This is a genomic window from Mesorhizobium sp. Pch-S (assembly GCF_004136315.1).
Classification (GTDB): Bacteria; Pseudomonadota; Alphaproteobacteria; order Rhizobiales; family Rhizobiaceae; genus Mesorhizobium.
Genome location: NZ_CP029562.1, coordinates 3,813,066 through 3,829,347 on the forward strand (window position 1 = coordinate 3,813,066; position 16,282 = coordinate 3,829,347).

Consider the following 16,282-nt stretch of genomic DNA (forward strand, 5'->3'; position numbering starts at 1 on the left):
CGGGAGCGATGCGGATGGCCTGACGTGGTGTTGTAGGCGCCCTGCTTGACTGGAGTTTTACACGCCCTCGCGGGCATGTTCCCATTGCCTTTCTGCTGTTGCAAGCGGATTCAGGGCTGCGGTTTTGCCGGCGAAACGTCTCGTGCAGACGAAAGCGGCCGCATCCTTGATGCGGCCGCTTGACGGAATACCGGTTGTTGGCGCTTGTCGCGCCGGCTTTGGTCAGCTGCGGCGCGTCAGCACGAAATTCTGGCCGGCCTGGCTGGTGCAGTTGAGCTGGTTTATCGAGACGAGAAGGCAGTTGAACGCGATCGGCGACTGGCGGATCAGCGACGTGCCGTTGATCTCGATCGAAGTCTGGCTGGTCAAGCGATAGCTGCCGTCGGCAAGCTTCTGGCCGGTGTCGGTGGCAACCGTCTGGAACTTGCCAGCCGAAATGGTCGAAAGCCCGGTCCCCTGTGCATCGATCCAGGAGCCCTCTACGCCCTTCGGCGCGGCGGCAGGCGGCGGTTCGCTGGGGCCACCCCCGGTCTGGCAGGCGGCCAGTGCCATGGTTGCGGCTACGGCTAGGCTGGCCGAAACAAGTTTGCGCGCTGTCATCATGTCGTAAAACCTCTCCTCGGTCCGCGCCTCTTCCATCGCTCGAATTGATGATGAAAACAAGGCTCGCTAATAGATGCGGTGCGTTTAGCGTGGCCTGCCGGCAACAGTTTGGTAGGCGCCACGCTCCACCGTTTTGTCGGGGAGAGCTGATTGACAGCCTCTTGAAAGGCTGCAACTTTCGTATATCGAAGAACACAAATGTTCTTGGAGCGGCGCGCCGGAAACAACCGGGCGTCCTGGGGAGGAAAAATGGACACGTTTTTGACCGGCCTGAAATCGGCCGTGGATACGCTTGGCGCGACGGTTCTGTTGCCCATCGTCATTTTCATCATCGCGGTGGTGCTGGGTGCCAAGGTGGGAAGGGCATTTCGTGCCGCCGTCACCATCGGCGTCGCCTTCATCGGTATCAATCTGGTGCTGGGGCTGATGCTCACCTCGATCGGCGATGTGGCCAAGGCCATCGTCACCAACACCGGTATCCAGCGTGACATCGTCGATGTCGGTTGGCCGTCCGCGGCGGCCATCGCCTTTGGTTCCTCCGTCGGCCTTTGGGTGATCCCGATCGGCATTGCTGTCAATGTGGCGCTGTTGCTCCTGCGCCTGACACGGACGCTCAATGTCGACGTGTGGAATTTCTGGCATTTCGCCTTTGTCGGCTCGCTGGCCACGGCTGCCACCAACAGCCTCGCCTATGGCCTGATCGTGGCGGCGCTGGTGGCGGCGCTGGCCCTGCTGTTCGCGGACTGGTCGGCGCGTGCCGTGCAGCAGTTCTACGGCATTCCGGGCGTATCGGTGCCGCATCTGGCATCCGCCCAGATCCTGCCGATCGCGATCGTGCTCAACTGGGTGATGGACCGCATCCCCGGCATCAACAAGATCAACATCAGCACCGAGACGATCGAAAAGCGCTTCGGCGTGTTCGGCGAACCGGTGGTGCTCGGGTTGATCATCGGTCTCGTGCTCGGCCTGATCGCCTACTACAATGCCGGCGATTTCGGCACCGTGCTGTCCAAGGTGCTTTCCACCGGCATGACGCTTGCTGCGGTCATGCTTCTCCTGCCGCGCATGGTGAAGGTGCTGATGGAGGGCCTGCTGCCGGTGTCCGATGCCGCGCAGGAATTCGTGCGCAAGCGCACCGGTGACCGCGAGCTGCTGGTCGGTCTCGACTCGGCGATCCTGATCGGCCATCCGGCCGCGATCTCGTCCTCGCTGATCCTGGTCCCGATCGCCATCATCCTGTCGGTGATCCTGCCGGGCAACCGCGTCATCCTGTTCGCCGACCTTGCCGTCATCCCGTTCATCGTGGCCATGACCGCGCCGCTCCTCAAGGGCAATGTCTTCCGCATGGTGGTGGTGGGCACTATCACGCTCGCGCTCGGCTTCTACGTTGCCAATGCGCTGGCGCCGCTGTTCACCAGCGCTGCCGTCGCCTCCGGCTTCAAGATGCCCGAGCACGCGGTGCAGATCACCTCGGTGGTCGACGGCTTCCTGTGGATTCCCTACGTAATCATCGAGGCGATCCAGGGCCTTGGCGTTGCCGGCCTTGCCGTGCTGGCGCTGGTGATTGCAGGTGCCTTCGTGCTCTACCGACGCAACACGCTGGCCTGGGAACGGGCAGCTGGCGCTGAGGACGAAACGGCCTGAGGCCGTACGGACGGGCTTTCCGTCAGCCAGAGGGGTGGGTTCCACTCGCCTGAATGAAACGTGGGGCCGGTGGCGCGAGATCGCCCCCGGCCCCAAGCTTGGAGAACTAAGCATGGCGCAAGCCTTGATCGACCATATCGACCCTGAAGCGATCCTGCTTGGCGTGACCGCCGACAGCAATGAGGTCGTGATCCGTCAACTGGCATCGCGGCTGGAGGCACTGGGTTACGTCAAGCCAAGCTATGCGGATGCCGTGGTGAAGCGCGAGCAGACCATGCCGACCGGCCTGCCGCTCGGGCTCGCCGAAAATGTCGCCGTGCCCCATACGGATCCCATCCATGTCATCAAGGCCGGCGTTGGACTGGCTGTGCTGTCGAAGCCGGTCGACTTCGCCAATATGGAAGAACCGGATGAAGCGGTTTCCGTTGGCATCGTCTTCCTGCTTGCCATCAACGACAAGGACAAGCAGATAGAAATGCTGCAGGAGATCATGGGTACGATCCAGAGCCCCGAAGCGCTGGCGGGCCTGAAGCAGGCTGCGAGCGTGGACGACGTCAGAGCAGTCTTGAGCTAGCAGGAAGGACATTCGACATGGCCAGACAGAAGACCATTCTTTTCGCCTGTGGCACCGGCGTCGCGACGTCCACGGCGGTCAACGCCACAGTGACGGAAGCCATGAAGGCGCGCGGGCTGACCTTCAATGCCCTTCAGTGCAAGGCGACCGAAGTGGCAAGCATGGCTGACAACGTCGATCTGATTGTCTCGACCACGCCGATCTCGGCTTCGGTGACTGTGCCCATCATCAAGGGGCTGGCCTTCCTCACCGGCATCGGCAAGGACAAGGCGCTGGACGATATCGAGGCCGAATTGAGGAAGTAGCACCGGCCGCTGGCATCTGCGGCCATTTCGACCCGTAAAGTAAAAAAGGGCGCCGATCGGCGCCCTTTTTTAATTCACCACCTGCTGGTCAGCGGACCAGGATGTTGCGGAACTGCCAGGGGTCCTTCTCGTCGATGTCTTCCTTGAACAGGCCGGGGCGGCCGTCCAGTGGCGTCCAGTCGGTGTAGTATCCCTTGACTGGGCCGAGATAAGGCTTCTGCACTTCCAGGCAGCGGGCGAAGTCCATCTCGTCTGTCTCGACGATGCCGGCTTCCGGGTTTTCGAGCGCCCAGACCATGCCGGCAAGCACCGCCGACGAGACCTGCAGTCCGGTGGCGTTCTGGTGGGGCGCGAGCTTGCGGGCTTCCTCCAGCGTCAGCTGCGAACCATACCAGTAAGCGTTCTTCTTGTGGCCGTAGAGCAGGACGCCGAGTTCATCGGAACCGTCCACCAGCTCGTTTTCCTCGAGCACGTGGTGCACCGGCTGCGCCTTGCCGGCTGCGCCGAACATCTCGTGCAGCGACAGCACGGCGTCGTTGCTCGGATGATAGGCGTAGTGGCAGGTCGGGCGATAGGTCACTTCACCATGCTTGTCGCGCACGGTGAAGAAGTCGGAGATCGAGATCGCTTCGTTGTGGGTGACCAGGAAGCCGTATTGCGGACCAGGGGTCGGCACCCAGGTGCGCACACGCGTGTTGGCGCCCGGCTGCTCCAGGTAGATTGCGGCCTTCGAGCCCTTCTTGTGTTTCTTGGCGTTCTTGGGCATCCACTTCTCATGTGTGCCCCAGCCGAGCTCGGCTGGCTGCAGGCCTTCCGAAATGAAGCCCTCGACCGACCAGGTGTTCCAGAACACGTTCAGCGGTTTCGGCTTCTTGCTGCGCTGGGTGTCGCGCTCGGCGATGTGCACGCCTTTGACGCCCACCTTCTTCATCAGCTTGGCCCAGCCTTCGCGGTCATGCTGTGCAGGCGTCTTGAGCTCGAGGCCCAGTTCCTTGGCGAGGTCGATCAGTGCCTGCTTGACGAACCAGGACACCATGCCGGGATTGGCGCCGCAGGTGGAGACGGCCGTCGGGCCGCCCGGATGCTTGCGCTTTTCCGCCAGCATGCCTTCGCGCAGCGCATAGTTGGTGCGGGAGGCGTTGCTGGCTTCGGTATCGAAATAGAAGCCGAGCCACGGTTCCACGACCGTATCGACGTATAGCGCACCCAGCTTGCGGGTGAGCCGCATGAGGTCGACCGAGCCGGTGTCGACCGACAGATTGACGCAGAAGCCCTGGCCGCCGCCATTGGTCAGCAGCGGGGTCAGCACTTCCTTGTAGTTGTCCTTGGTGATGGCCTGCTTGATGAAGGTAATGCCGCGTTCGTCCGCCAGTTTGCGGTTCTCTTCGCTGGGATCGATGATCACCATGCGAGACTTGTCGAATTTGAAATGGCGCTCGATGAGCGGAAGCGAGCCACGGCCGATCGAACCGAAACCAATCATCACGATCGGGCCGGTGATCTCACCATAGACGGGCCATTTTTCATTCGCCATTTTTTGCGGCACTCCTTCTTTGTCGTATGACCTCACAGAAAAGCCGGGCGCGGATGCGCCCGGCTGCAACTGCTAAACCATACATGCTTGTCACAATAAAGCGAATCCGGTCACTGGCGTTAACGGCGGAGGCCGCCAGACGTCAGCTTCTCGACATTGCCTCAAGATAGGCGACCAGCCGGTCGCGGTCGGCAATCAAACCCTTGTAGTCGAGCTGTGCGTCATCGAGCTCGCCGAGTTGCGTCGCGAAACCGGCGGCGATCCGGGCGCGGTCGGGATGACGGATGAGCACCGCCAGCGGATCGAGATAGATGCGGATGGTGAAGAGAATGTCGCGCGACACTGGCAGTTTGCGCAGCGTCTGCCGCTCGACGCGGATGAAGGCATGCGCGTTGATGTCGCCATCCGGGAAAGTCGATTGCCGCCCGGCGGAGCGGGCGATGCGCTGGCGATCCGAAAGCGGATGATAAAGCGCGTCATTGGCCTGGATGGACCAGTTGAAGCGCTCAACGGCCTGGCCCTGGAGGTTGTCGAACATGCGGCTGATGATGTCGGCCGGGCGCGTGCCGGTGCCGAACCCCGGGACGGGATCGTGGATATGGTGCAGCGGCTTGCCGAACTTTTCCGTCAGCGACCAGGACGACGGGAAGCACAGGGAACCTGCCGCGAGGCGCCAGCCATCGTCGCCGCGGCGCATCAGGATGAGATCGTCCTGCGTCATCAACGAAGCCGCCACCAGCGGTGAATCAACCAGCGTACCGGGTACCGTGGCGCCCAGTGCCCGTGCTTCGGCCAGCGCCTGCGCATGATATTGGCGCATGCTCGTCTCAATGAGCTCGAGCACCTCGCGCTGTGCGTCGCGCGTATCGGCCTGTTCGACAAAAACCTTGTCGGGCAGCTCGGCATAGAGGCGATGCTTCTCGGTGAGCTGAGCACCAAAATAGCCATCGACCTCCAGCCAGCGCTCAAGTTCCAAGGGTTTCAGGCCGATGGCGAAGGCCTTTGAAGAGCCGTCGTAAGGCGTATGTGGAGGCAGGGGGCGTTGCACGTTCATCAGTCTTTCAACGCTTCAAGTCCTGCCTCGGCACTGGTCGCGGCAAAGTCGATCACATCGTAGTCGGCAACGTCGGCCTTGGTGAACGGGTCATCGGCCAGCCGTGCATCGAGCGCCTCCCGTGTGCCGCGGGCCAGGATGACGCCGCCGGTGCGCGGACGCTTCGCGCCGGAGGCTATGAAGATGCCGTCCGCATAGCCTGCCTTGACCCATTCCATATGCGCGTCACGCAATCTGTCGATCTCGGTCAGTGGAACCTTGTAGGTGAGGTTGACTACAAACATAGTTTTTCCAATCAGCAATCGAGTCGATGATTTCAGGGCCAGCTTCTTCATCTGGCAAGATCAAGCGCCTTCTCAAGCACAGGGTCACGACCTGCAGCATAGTCGGCAAATGTCGGATCGATCAGGAAGTCCGGTTTCAGCGAAATGCCCCGCGGGCCGAACGCAACGGTTGGCCAATAGCATTCGCCGGGATCGCGGCAGCCATCTTCATAGTCCTCGAAGGCATCGCTGTAGTGCACCTCGATGCCGGAATTCGGAAGCTTCACGTCGCCGCCTTCGGCCCAGAAGCGGCCATCGTCGCCCATTGGTTCGCCTATGAGGACGACGTTGTCCTCGGAAGCGCCTTTCAGCATCGCTGCCGTGATGAGTGCCGCCGAAAATGTCGCGCGGCCGACGAGGATCATGATGTGACCGCCGCGCGGCATCAACTTCGGCAGCGCCTGAGAAAAAAGGATGGTGTTGAAGAAGTCGCCGCCATTGTTGAAACGCAGGTCGACAATCACTGCACGCGGGCGCCTCGCCACCACCGATTTCGCAACAATGTCCCCCAGTTTCAACTGAAGTGGCGTTTCCCCCTGGCTGTTGATCGAATTGCTGCGGATGTAGAGAATGTGCTGGTCAGGGTCGAGCCAGTGCTGCTCGACATCCGTGCGGGCAGCGTAGGCCGGTGAACGGGTAGCAACAGTGTCCAGGACATGCGGCCAGCGGTTCGGGCTGTCTTGCCCATCAGGCACCAGGATGGAATAGACGCGTTTGGTCGGCTGTCCTTCGTCGCCGGGAGCACGCTTCGATGCCGGCTCGAGCAACGCCTCTCTAGTCCTGCCGTCCTTTGAAACCGTGAGTGTGACGGTGTCGTCTGACCCGACACCGATTGCTTTCAGTACATCCGGGCTGGTGAGGAATGCGGCACTGAGATAACGGACACGCATGCCGGTGCCGGAAATGAACGGCGTGACACGCACCAGCGCTTCTTCGCTGGACAGCGCTCCGAACTTTTCTATCCGCGCGCCGAGCAGATCCTTATGCGCCTCATCGGCACTGACGACATAGAGCCCGTCGGCAAACCACCATGCCCGGACAGGAAGAACACGCAATGCCGGGCCAATTGCCGCCGTGGTGTGGCCATTGCCCGACGTCGCTGTTGCTCTTTGGACCGCAAGAGCGAAGTCTGCGGCGGACATGCCGTCTGCGTTTGCAATGGCATCGTCGATCACGCGGTTGAAATCGCGCTTCTCGGCGTCGTCAAAGCTTTTGTCTTGCGGCAACCATCTATCGCGTAGCGCGATGAAATCTTCGCGCATCTGCTGTGGCGTCAGCCGGATATCTTGCTGTGTCCAGGCCGGCAGGGGCAAACCAAGCACCATCGCCACAACAAGCAAGACCACTGGCGCACGATACGCTCGTGATGGACCTGACGGCCGTATCGGCATTGTTGCTCCTCCGTCGGTGCCAAGCCTATCGAATTAGCCTTGCTGCGATCAGTCCGCGCAGCGAGTTTCCTACATAGAGCTGCCTTGCTGCGGTCAGATCGCGCAAGGTTAGAACCGCTTCGCGCGCCCTGCCTTGGTCCAGCAGTTCGCTGCGCAATATGCCTGGCAGCAGACCACAAGCGAGTACGGGGGTGAGCAATGGGCCGCCTTCGCCGGCATCGACGAACAGATTGGTGATGGTGCCCTCACAGATTTCACCACGCTCATTGGCGAGCAGCACCTCGTCGGCGTCAGCGGCCGCATGTTCGGCGCGTGCCTGCTGATAGACATTGCGGCGGCTGGTCTTGTGACGCAGCAATGTATCGCGCGAGGAAAGCTGTTCGCGCGCCAGACGCAAGGTCCAGACCGTGCCGTACGGCAAAGGGTGGAATGGCTGGGCCGTTGCCTCCACGCTGCCGTCCGCGGTGAGGGTGAGACGCATGCGTTGCGGCGCCGACGCGTCCTTGACCGCACTCAGCAACGCGACGCCTGCGGCGTCGGTATCGTGGCGGAAGCCGAGGGCTGTGGCCGAGGCGCTCAGTCGGGCAAGGTGGCGATCGAGGCGCAGGAAGCCGGTTTGCGGTTCCCAGCGCAGCGTCTCGATCAACGAGTAGCCGGGAGCGTCCCTGTCGCGAAGCGGGCTTTCAGCAGGCACTCCTCATACTCCTCCTCCGCCGTGGAATCGAACACCACGCCGCCGCCGACATTGTAGACCGCCTCGCCGTTGGCAAAGAGCGAGATGGTCCGGATGGCGACCGAAAAACGCATCGTCCCGTTGGGTGCTATCCAGCCGATGGCGCCGCAATAGGCATCGCGTGGTGTCCCTTCCAGTTCGCGCAGGATCTCCATCGCACGGATTTTCGGCGCGCCGGTGATCGAGCCGCAGGGAAACAGGGCGGCAAAGATGTCTCGAATGGCAAGGTCGGGCAGCAGCCTGGCCCGCACTGTCGAGACCAGTTGATGCACGGTCGGATAACTCTCGATGCGGAACAGGTCTGGCACGTCGAGTGTGCCGACTTCGGAAATCAGCGAGATATCGTTGCGCAGCAGGTCGACGATCATGCGGTTCTCAGCCTGGTTTTTCTCGTCGTTGCGCAGGAATTCCTTGAGAGCGGCATCCTCCTCCGGCGTCTTGCCGCGCGGGGCGGTGCCTTTCATCGGATGCGTCTCGATCCAGCCGTCGCCGTCCACCTGGAAGAACAGTTCGGGTGAGCGCGACAGCACCGTTGGGCCGGCCAGGGAAACGAGCGCACCGTACTTCACCGGCTGGCGCGCAATGAGCGCGTTGAACGCAGCAAGCGGATCACCCGACCATTGCGCCTTGACCGGAAAGGTGAGGTTGCCCTGGTAACAATCGCCTTTGCGCAGGTGCAGATGCAGGCGTGCGAAGCGTTTTTCGTAGTCTTGGTATGACCATTGTGCAGTGGCGTCGAAGATCGGCCCGTTGGTGGCGGGCTCGACCGAAGGCAAGATGCGATCGGATGGCCCATCGAAGACGCCGAGCGCCACCAGCGGTGCACGCCGGCCTTCCGGCAGCAGCGGTTTCAGCTTGGGTTCGAGCAGATAGCCTGCCTCGTAGGAAAAATAGCCGGCCAGCCATTTGCCGTCGCGGCGGGCGATCTCGGCTTGCTCCAGCGCGGGTTCGAAATCGCGGGGTCTGTCGGCAACGATCAGCGCCGACGGCTCTTCGAACAGCACGTCGCGACCGGCCGGGTCATCGCGAAAAAGTGCGAAAGGGGATGCCGTCAATTTATCTTATACCCCCAAACTCCGTCCGGCCCCGCCTTGCAACGCGTGATGCCAAAATCGTTTCCGGCTCTCGGCATCATGCGTCAGGCCGAACCGGAATTGCTCTAGTCCAGGGCTTCCAATTCGTCGATCAGGTTGGAGATCACGCCAAGCCCGATCTGCCAGAAGGCCGGGTCGCTGGCATCCAGGCCGAACGGCTTCAGCAGCTCGGAATGATGCTTGGTGCCGCCGGCGCGCAGCATGTCGAAATACTTCTCCTGGAAGCCGCGTTCGGCGTTCTGGTAGACGGCGTAGAGTGAGTTCACCAGACAGTCGCCGAAGGCGTAGGCGTAGACGTAGAACGGCGAATGGATGAAGTGCGGGATGTAGGTCCAGAAGGTTTCGTAGCCCTCGCGCAGCTTGATCGCCGGTCCCAGGCTCTCGGCCTGCACTTCCAGCCAGAACTTGCCGAGCTGGTCGGAGGTCAGCTCGCCGTTCTTGCGCTCGGTGTGCACCTTGCGCTCGAATTCGTAGAAGGCGATCTGGCGCACGACCGTGTTGATCATGTCCTCCACCTTCTGGGCGAGCATGGCCTTGCGCTCGCGCCGGTCCTCTGTCTTGTCGAGCAAGGAGCGGAAGGTCAGCATTTCGCCGAACACCGAGGCGGTTTCCGCCAGGGTGAGTGGCGTGGAGGCCATCAAGGCACCCTGGCCGCCGGCCAGAACCTGATGCACGCCATGGCCGAGTTCGTGCGCGAGCGTCATCACGTCGCGCGGTTTGCCCATGTAGTTCAGCAGTACATAGGGATGCGCGGACGGGACCGTGGGATGCGCGAAGGCTCCAGGCGATTTGCCGGGCCGTACCGGCGCATCTATCCAGCTGCGGTCGAAAAAACGGCGCGCAATGTCTGCCATCTCCGGCGAGAAGCGGTGATAGGCTGACAGAACGGTGTTCCTGGCTTCGTCCCACGGTATGGTCGCCTGCGGCGTTTCGGGCAACGGCGCGTTGCGGTCCCAGTGGTTCATCTCGTCCATGCCGAGCCAGCGCGCCTTCATCCGATAATAACGGTGCGACAGGCGCGGATAGGCATCGCGAACGGCGCTCGCCAGCGCATCCACGACGCTGCGCTCGACGCGGTTGGCAAGGTGACGGGAGTCGGCGATGTCCTCGAAACCGCGCCAGCGGTCGGAGATCTCCTTGTCCTTGGCCAGGGTGTTGGTGATCAGCGTGAACGTGCGCAGATTCTTGGCGAAGGTGGCGGCCAGTGCTTCCGAAGCCTGGCGCCGGACCGCGCCATCCGCATCCTGCAGCCTGTTCAGCGTCGGTTCCAGAGTGAGCTTTTCGCCATCAATGTCGAAGCGCAGCTCCGTCATCGTCTCGTCGAACAGGCGGTTCCAGGCGCCGCGGCCGGTGACCGACTTTTCGTGGAACAGCTGCTCGATACGGTCTTCCAGCTGGAAGGGTTTGTCCTTCCTCAGGTCCAGCACCCAGGGCCGGTAGTGGCCGAAAGCCGGGTCGGCATCAAGCGCCTGTTCGATCGCCTGGTCGTCGACCAGGTTCAACTCCAGACCGAAGAACAGCAGATGCGACGACGCATCCGTCATCTTTTCCTGCACGTCGCCGTAGAGTTTGGCGCGCTGTGGATCGGACGTGTCGCCGGCATAGACCAGGCCGGCATAGGAGACGATCCTGCCGACAAGCTCTTCCAGCGCTTCATAGGCCTTCAGCGCTTCGCCGAGCTTGCCCTCTGCACCGCGCGCTGCCTCGGCAGCCAGCGTTCCCTTCCAGCGGTTCTCGAAGGCGACCGCATCGGCACCGGCTTTGTCGATGTCGCGCTTCAGTTCCGGGGCATCCATGCCAGGATAGAGATCGGCAAGATTCCACTCAGGCAGATTGCCGAGCTCCAAAACCTTGCGACCGGACTGTGCCGGTGCATGCAGCCGGCCGAAAAAAGTATGCATTTCAACACCTTCCGGAAATGTCGCGCGAAGCCGATCAATTTCTAAGCAATTCGTTCACCGGCTTTTTTGAAAGCTTATTTAGAACCCTGTGCCAAGATGATCCATAGGGCAAGGTGCGGGGAAGGGGCGAATTCGCAACACTCATGACAGGTTCGATCCTCATCGTCGATGACGACCCGGTTCAGCGCAGGCTTGTGGAGGCCGCGGTCGGTCGTTTCGGCTATCCGGCACTCACCGCTGAAAACGGCGAAGCCGGCCTAGCAGTCATGGACGGTCCCGATGCACGCGAGGTTTCTGTCGTGGTGCTCGACCTTGCCATGCCCGGCATGGACGGCATCGCGGTATTGCAGGCGATGCGCGACCGCGACATCCATATCCCTGTCATCGTGCAGACCGCGCAAGGCGGCATCGAGACCGTCGTGAAGGCGATGCGTCATGGCGCCTTCGACTTTGTCGTCAAGCCAGCCTCGCCGGAGCGCCTGAACGCGGCGATTACCAGCGCACTCAAGGTGGAGGAGGTCGAGGTCGCGGTGAAGCGATCGTCGCGCCGTCCTGGCCAGACGCTGACTTTCAAGGATCTCGCCACGCGCAGCCCGTCGATGGAGCGGGTAATCCGGCTCGGCCAGAAGGCGGCAGGGTCTTCGATCCCGATCCTGATCGAAGGCGAGTCCGGCGTCGGCAAGGAAATGGTGGCCCGGGCCATCCAGGGCAGCAGCGACCGCAAGTCAAAACCGTTTGTCACCGTCAATTGCGGCGCCATTCCCGACAATCTCGTCGAATCGATCCTGTTCGGTCATGAGAAAGGCTCCTTCACCGGTGCCGCCGAAAAGCATACCGGCAAGTTCGTCGAGGCGCATACCGGCACGCTGTTCCTGGACGAAATCGGTGACCTGCCACTCGACGTGCAGGTGAAGCTCCTGCGTGCGGTGCAGGAGGGCGAAGTCGATCCGGTCGGCGCTCGCGCTACCGTCAAGGTCGATATCCGCCTGATCTCGGCGACCCATCGCGACCTGCTGCAGCAGGTGAAGGACAGTCGCTTTCGCGAGGACTTGTTCTATCGGCTCAACGTCTTCCCGATCCTGGTGCCGCCTCTGCGTCATCGCAAGGAGGATATCCCCTTCCTTGCCCGGCATTTCATGGACAAGGTGTCGCCCGTCGGTCCGCGCCGACGCCTCACCCTCTCGGAGGCCGCCCTTGCCATGCTTCAGGCCTATGACTGGCCGGGCAATATCCGCCAGCTGGAAAATGCCATCTATCGGGCTTCGGTGCTCGTCGAGGATGAGGTGCTGACGCCGGAGGAGTTTCCGCAAATCCGGGCACAGGTGGAAGGTACGGTGGTGCTCGAGGTCCCAGCACCGTCGGTCGTGCCCGATTTGCCCGATGAGATCGAGACGGCGCTGCCCCACGAGCGACCCATTGCCGCGGAGGTCGCCGGCGATCGCATGCCGAGGGTCGAACCAAGGTTCGGTACGCTGACCGCGCTGGACGAGCGCGGTAACGTCCGCTCGCTTGCCGCGGTTGAACTGGAGATGATCAGGCTCGCCATCGACCACTACAACGGCCAGATGAGCGAGGTGGCCAGACGGCTTGGCATCGGTCGTTCTACGCTGTACAGAAAGCTCAAGGAGTACGGCATCGACCCGGAAACCGGGCGCGCGGAAAAAATAGCTTCCTGAATCCCGCGCAAGCTTCGGGTGAGTTTCCTGGTTTAAACCAGTGGTTTACCACGAGTTGACGCGCAGCATTTTAGGCGGGATATCGCCATGGTGTTACCGCATTTCAGCTTCAATAAGCGTCGATTAACCATTAGGATCGATTATCGGGTGTGAATCCAACCGCATCCGTTTGATCAAATCCGGGGACAAACGGCAGTCTGCAAGGCCATTTGATTTGAGCAGAATCGAACGACACCAGAACAGGCGTGCATCCTCGTTGAGCGTCTGGCAGAAGTGGCTGACCGGCGCGGTTATGGCGATCGGCCTCGTGGCTGTTTCCGGAGGAACCGCCAGCGCTGAAGTCCGCGCGCTCAAGCTGCGCAACCTGCACACTGGCGAAGTCGACGAGATCGTCTTCAAGCGGAACGGTCGCTATGATCAGGCTGGACTCAAGAAGCTGAATTTCTTTCTGCGCGACTGGCGTCGCAACGAGCCGACCAAGATGGATCCGCGCCTGATGGATCTGGTGTGGGAAGCTTATCGCCAGAGCGGTTCGCGTGGCTACATCCAGGTGATCTGCGGCTACCGTGCGCCTTCTACCAACGCCATGCTGAAATCGCGCAGCCGCCGCAGCGGCGTCGCCGAGAAAAGCCAGCACATCCTCGGCAAGGCGATGGATTTCTACATCGAAGGCGTGCCACTGAAAAAGCTGCGCGACATCGGTCTCAAGATGCAGGGCGGCGGCGTCGGTTATTATCCGACCTCGGGCTCGCCTTTCGTGCATATGGATGTGGGCAATGTGCGCCACTGGCCGGGCATAAGCCGCCAGGAACTGGCGCGTCTGTTCCCGAACGGCAAGACGCTGCACGTGCCGAGCGACGGCCGGCCGTTGCCGGGCTACGAGCAGGCGATGGCCTCCTACAAGGCGCGTAAGTCCAACGGTACGCCGAACATCGAACTCGCCAGCGCTGGTGGCTCGACCCACAAGTCGGGTGGCTTCCTGGCCGCCTTCTTTGGCGGCGGCGAGGACGAGGAAGACGATTCCGCCGATGTCGCCATGGCGCCGGCACCGAAGCCGAAGGCTGCAACGAAGCCGGCTGCATCGGCCAAGAACAGCCTGCCGGGCATCGCCATCGTCTCGCCTGAGAACGCACAGCGCATAGAAATGCCGGCTGCTACCGAGCCGGAAGAGCCGCAGATGGCGGAAGAGCCGAAGCAGACACCGGAAACCATCCTTGCTGCATTGCCGGCGCGTTCGGTGCCTGTGCCGGGTGCCGCCCCGCGTCCGAAGGCGGATGTTGGCATTGCGGCAGCGCCGACACCTGAAACCGTTCCGTTTGGTGTTGCGGACGCCTCTGCCATCCAACAGGCAGAGCAGCCTGCGGTCGTAGCGGCTGCCGCGCCGATCCCACCGGAAAACGTGCCTTTCGGCATGGCTGATCCCAATGCGCCCGCGCCGATTGCCGAAACAACGTCGGTTGCTGGCGTGCAGGCTGTGGCTGGCAATGTTCCGTTGCCGACACGCCGACCAAAGACGCCCGGCGCAGCTGAGCCCAACCAGGAATCGGTGCTGCTCGCGCTGGCCGATACCGCCAAGCGTGACGGGCAGCAGACGGCGACCGACGCATTGGCCATGCTGCCAACCCAACGTCCTGACGAGGTCAAGGCGGTTCTGGAGCAGGCGTCGACCGACACCTATCAGGTTGCGGCTCTGCCGGCCTCGCGTTCGGCCTTCAACGACCCCTCCGGTGTCGATGCAGCAACGCCGCGCGCCGTCGTGGCGAGCCGCCCGGCTGGCTCCGATCCTGCTGCGGCGATGGGCGGCAATGTGAAGACGACACGCAAGGCGGCGCGCGCCAACGCACAGGATGCCAGGCCCGATCACAAGTCGGTGGTCGTTCCGGCTGCACCGAAGGTTGCGCGCTGGGCCCTCCAGGGCAACGAGCAGATCGCCAAGGTGACCGATTCCACCACGGCGCCACGTATGGCCTACAACGTGGTTCGCACCGCACCGAGCGAGGTCTATACGGCCGGCTTCCAGACTGCGAATGAGATGGCGGATTCGAACCGCTTCACCGGGACCGCTGTGAAATTCATGTCGGTCGCACGGTTCCCGACCAAATAGGTCGCGGGTTTTCCGAAACACAAAAACCGCGCCCCAGGGCGCGGTTTTTTGTTTCCGGCCGCCAATTTAAGGCCGCACCCTTTCAGGAAGCAGGGCCGAGCTTATCCCGCCGGGATGCTAGCCCAGGTCGTAGCGCTTGCAGACGGTGCCCGGTGACAGCCGATAGGTGCGGAAGCCCATCGCTTCATAGTAGCCCAGGCCGAGCGGGTTATCATCGGCGATGCTGGCGTCGATGCTTGGCAATCCGGCCTTTTGCGCGGCGTCGCGGCTCACGGCGAACAAACCGGTGCCTACGCCCTGCCGCGCTGCGCGCGGGCTGACATGGGTGCCGATGATGCCCCATCCTTCCGTGACGCCGTAAGGATTGCCCTGTGTTGCAAGCAGCAGCGACTGAAAACCAAGAATCCTGCCGTCGTCGTCTTCCGCAACGGAGCAACGAATCCGATCTGGATGCTCAAGATAGCGCGTGCGTACTGCCGTCACATCCCTCGGACGTTCGCGGCCCGTCATCACGACGATTTCCGAAAGGACATCGCTCATGCCCTGCGCGTCTTCCATCGTGGCGGTTCTGATCTTCATGAAATTTCAAGCTCGAAGCCTGTCTGTCCCAAAAAGCATGGGCAGATGCGTGTTCCAAACAGGCCGTCTGGTCTATTCTATGATTTGCGCAATTTGTTGGCTTCGCGGGCCAGAGCTTCGATGCCAGCCCAGTCTCCGGCCTTGACCATCTCGTCGGGCGCAACCCAGGAACCGCCGACACAGATCACGTTAGGAAGGCTGAGATAATCGGTTGCGTTCTTGGCGCCGATGCCGCCGGTCGGGCAGAATTTCACATCGGCAATCGGTGAAGCCAATGCCTTTAGAAAGGCTGCCCCACCTGCCTGCTCCGCCGGAAAGAACTTCAGGAAGTCGAGCCCGGCCTCCCGCGCCGCCATGATTTCGCCCGGCGTGATCGCCCCCGGCAGCAGTGGCACAGGGCTGTCGGCTGCGGCGGTCAGCAACTGGCTGGTGATGCCGGGACTGACGATGAATTGCGACCCGGCCCTTGACGCCTCCTCGAACTGCCGCGCATTCAGGATGGTACCGGCACCGACGATCGCCTCTTCCACCTCTGCGGCTGCGCGGCGGATTGCCTCGAGCGCGGCTTCGGTCCGCAGGGTGATTTCGATCGCCCTGAGGCCGCCGCGCGCCAGCGCACGTGCCAGTGGCACCGCGTCCCTGGCGTCGGCAATCTTGATCACGGGGATGACTGGCTGGCCATCGAGCAGCGAAAGTAGTTTCTGGGTTTTGCTGGTCATGACGTCGCGCTTCCTTGCCGTTTTCAATCGATTTAACAGACCGTGTTT

Annotated in this window: 15 protein-coding genes; 5 read left to right on the forward strand and 10 right to left on the reverse strand. The window is 62.0% G+C overall.

Annotated elements, in window-relative coordinates; genetic code table 11:
* Positions 1–222 precede the first annotated feature (222 nt).
* Positions 223–603 carry a hypothetical protein gene (locus C1M53_RS17900; protein ID WP_129413461.1) on the reverse strand — a complete coding sequence of 127 codons (381 nt, stop codon included), beginning with the start codon at positions 601–603 and terminating at the stop codon, positions 223–225.
* Between the two features lie 249 nt (positions 604–852).
* Here C1M53_RS17900 and C1M53_RS17905 point away from each other — a divergent pair, with 249 nt between their 5' ends.
* From C1M53_RS17905 to C1M53_RS17915, 3 genes are all read left to right on the forward strand, one after another.
* Positions 853–2,247 (forward strand): PTS transporter subunit IIC, encoded by a 1,395-nt coding sequence (locus C1M53_RS17905; protein ID WP_129413462.1) that lies wholly within the window; start codon positions 853–855, stop codon positions 2,245–2,247.
* A gap of 112 nt (positions 2,248–2,359) precedes the next feature.
* A complete protein-coding gene (locus C1M53_RS17910; protein WP_129413463.1) occupies positions 2,360–2,821 on the forward strand; it encodes a PTS sugar transporter subunit IIA in 462 nt (153 codons plus the stop codon).
* Positions 2,822–2,838: 17 nt separating this feature from the next.
* Positions 2,839–3,126, forward strand: a complete 288-nt coding sequence (locus C1M53_RS17915) for a PTS sugar transporter subunit IIB (protein ID WP_129413464.1) — start codon at positions 2,839–2,841, stop codon at positions 3,124–3,126.
* 88 nt (positions 3,127–3,214) lie between these two features.
* Here C1M53_RS17915 and C1M53_RS17920 read toward each other — a convergent pair whose 3' ends face one another.
* The 7 genes from C1M53_RS17920 to C1M53_RS17950 form a co-directional block, all read right to left on the reverse strand.
* Positions 3,215–4,660 (reverse strand): homospermidine synthase, encoded by a 1,446-nt coding sequence (locus tag C1M53_RS17920; RefSeq protein WP_129413465.1) that lies wholly within the window; start codon positions 4,658–4,660, stop codon positions 3,215–3,217.
* Positions 4,661–4,802: 142 nt separating this feature from the next.
* Complete coding sequence (locus C1M53_RS17925) at positions 4,803–5,714, reverse strand: DUF3445 domain-containing protein (protein WP_129413466.1); 912 nt, start codon at positions 5,712–5,714, stop codon at positions 4,803–4,805.
* Positions 5,714–5,998 (reverse strand): YciI family protein, encoded by a 285-nt coding sequence (locus C1M53_RS17930; protein ID WP_129413467.1) that lies wholly within the window; start codon positions 5,996–5,998, stop codon positions 5,714–5,716. The genes C1M53_RS17925 and C1M53_RS17930 overlap by 1 nt, the downstream gene beginning before the upstream one ends.
* 47 nt (positions 5,999–6,045) lie before the next feature.
* Positions 6,046–7,428, reverse strand: coding sequence for a peptidase S41 (locus C1M53_RS17935; protein ID WP_245488190.1), 1,383 nt, complete (start codon positions 7,426–7,428; stop codon positions 6,046–6,048).
* Between the two features lie 25 nt (positions 7,429–7,453).
* Complete coding sequence (locus C1M53_RS17940) at positions 7,454–8,122, reverse strand: aminotransferase class IV family protein (RefSeq protein ID WP_129413468.1); 669 nt, start codon at positions 8,120–8,122, stop codon at positions 7,454–7,456.
* Complete coding sequence (locus C1M53_RS17945) at positions 8,071–9,216, reverse strand: aminodeoxychorismate synthase component I (RefSeq protein WP_129413469.1); 1,146 nt, start codon at positions 9,214–9,216, stop codon at positions 8,071–8,073. The genes C1M53_RS17940 and C1M53_RS17945 overlap by 52 nt, the downstream gene beginning before the upstream one ends.
* A 104-nt stretch (positions 9,217–9,320) precedes the next feature.
* A complete protein-coding gene (locus tag C1M53_RS17950; RefSeq protein ID WP_129413470.1) occupies positions 9,321–11,156 on the reverse strand; it encodes a M3 family oligoendopeptidase in 1,836 nt (611 codons plus the stop codon).
* Between the two features lie 143 nt (positions 11,157–11,299).
* Between C1M53_RS17950 and C1M53_RS17955 the strand changes: the two genes are divergently transcribed.
* The gene (locus C1M53_RS17955) at positions 11,300–12,832 is read left to right on the forward strand and encodes a sigma-54 dependent transcriptional regulator (protein ID WP_129413471.1); all 1,533 of its coding nucleotides are present in this window, start codon (positions 11,300–11,302) and stop codon (positions 12,830–12,832) included.
* A gap of 256 nt (positions 12,833–13,088) precedes the next feature.
* Positions 13,089–14,936: a DUF882 domain-containing protein gene (locus tag C1M53_RS17960; protein WP_129413472.1), complete on the forward strand. Its 1,848-nt coding sequence runs from the start codon at positions 13,089–13,091 to the stop codon at positions 14,934–14,936.
* Between the two features lie 117 nt (positions 14,937–15,053).
* On the opposite strand, the gene C1M53_RS17965 is transcribed toward C1M53_RS17960, so the two are convergent.
* Both C1M53_RS17965 and C1M53_RS17970 read right to left on the reverse strand, forming a co-directional pair.
* A complete protein-coding gene (locus C1M53_RS17965; RefSeq protein WP_129413473.1) occupies positions 15,054–15,515 on the reverse strand; it encodes a GNAT family N-acetyltransferase in 462 nt (153 codons plus the stop codon).
* A 77-nt stretch (positions 15,516–15,592) separates the two neighbouring features.
* On the reverse strand, positions 15,593–16,234 hold the full coding sequence (locus C1M53_RS17970; protein WP_129413474.1) for a 2-dehydro-3-deoxy-phosphogluconate aldolase: 642 nt from the start codon (positions 16,232–16,234) through the stop codon (positions 15,593–15,595).
* Positions 16,235–16,282: the final 48 nt, after the last annotated feature.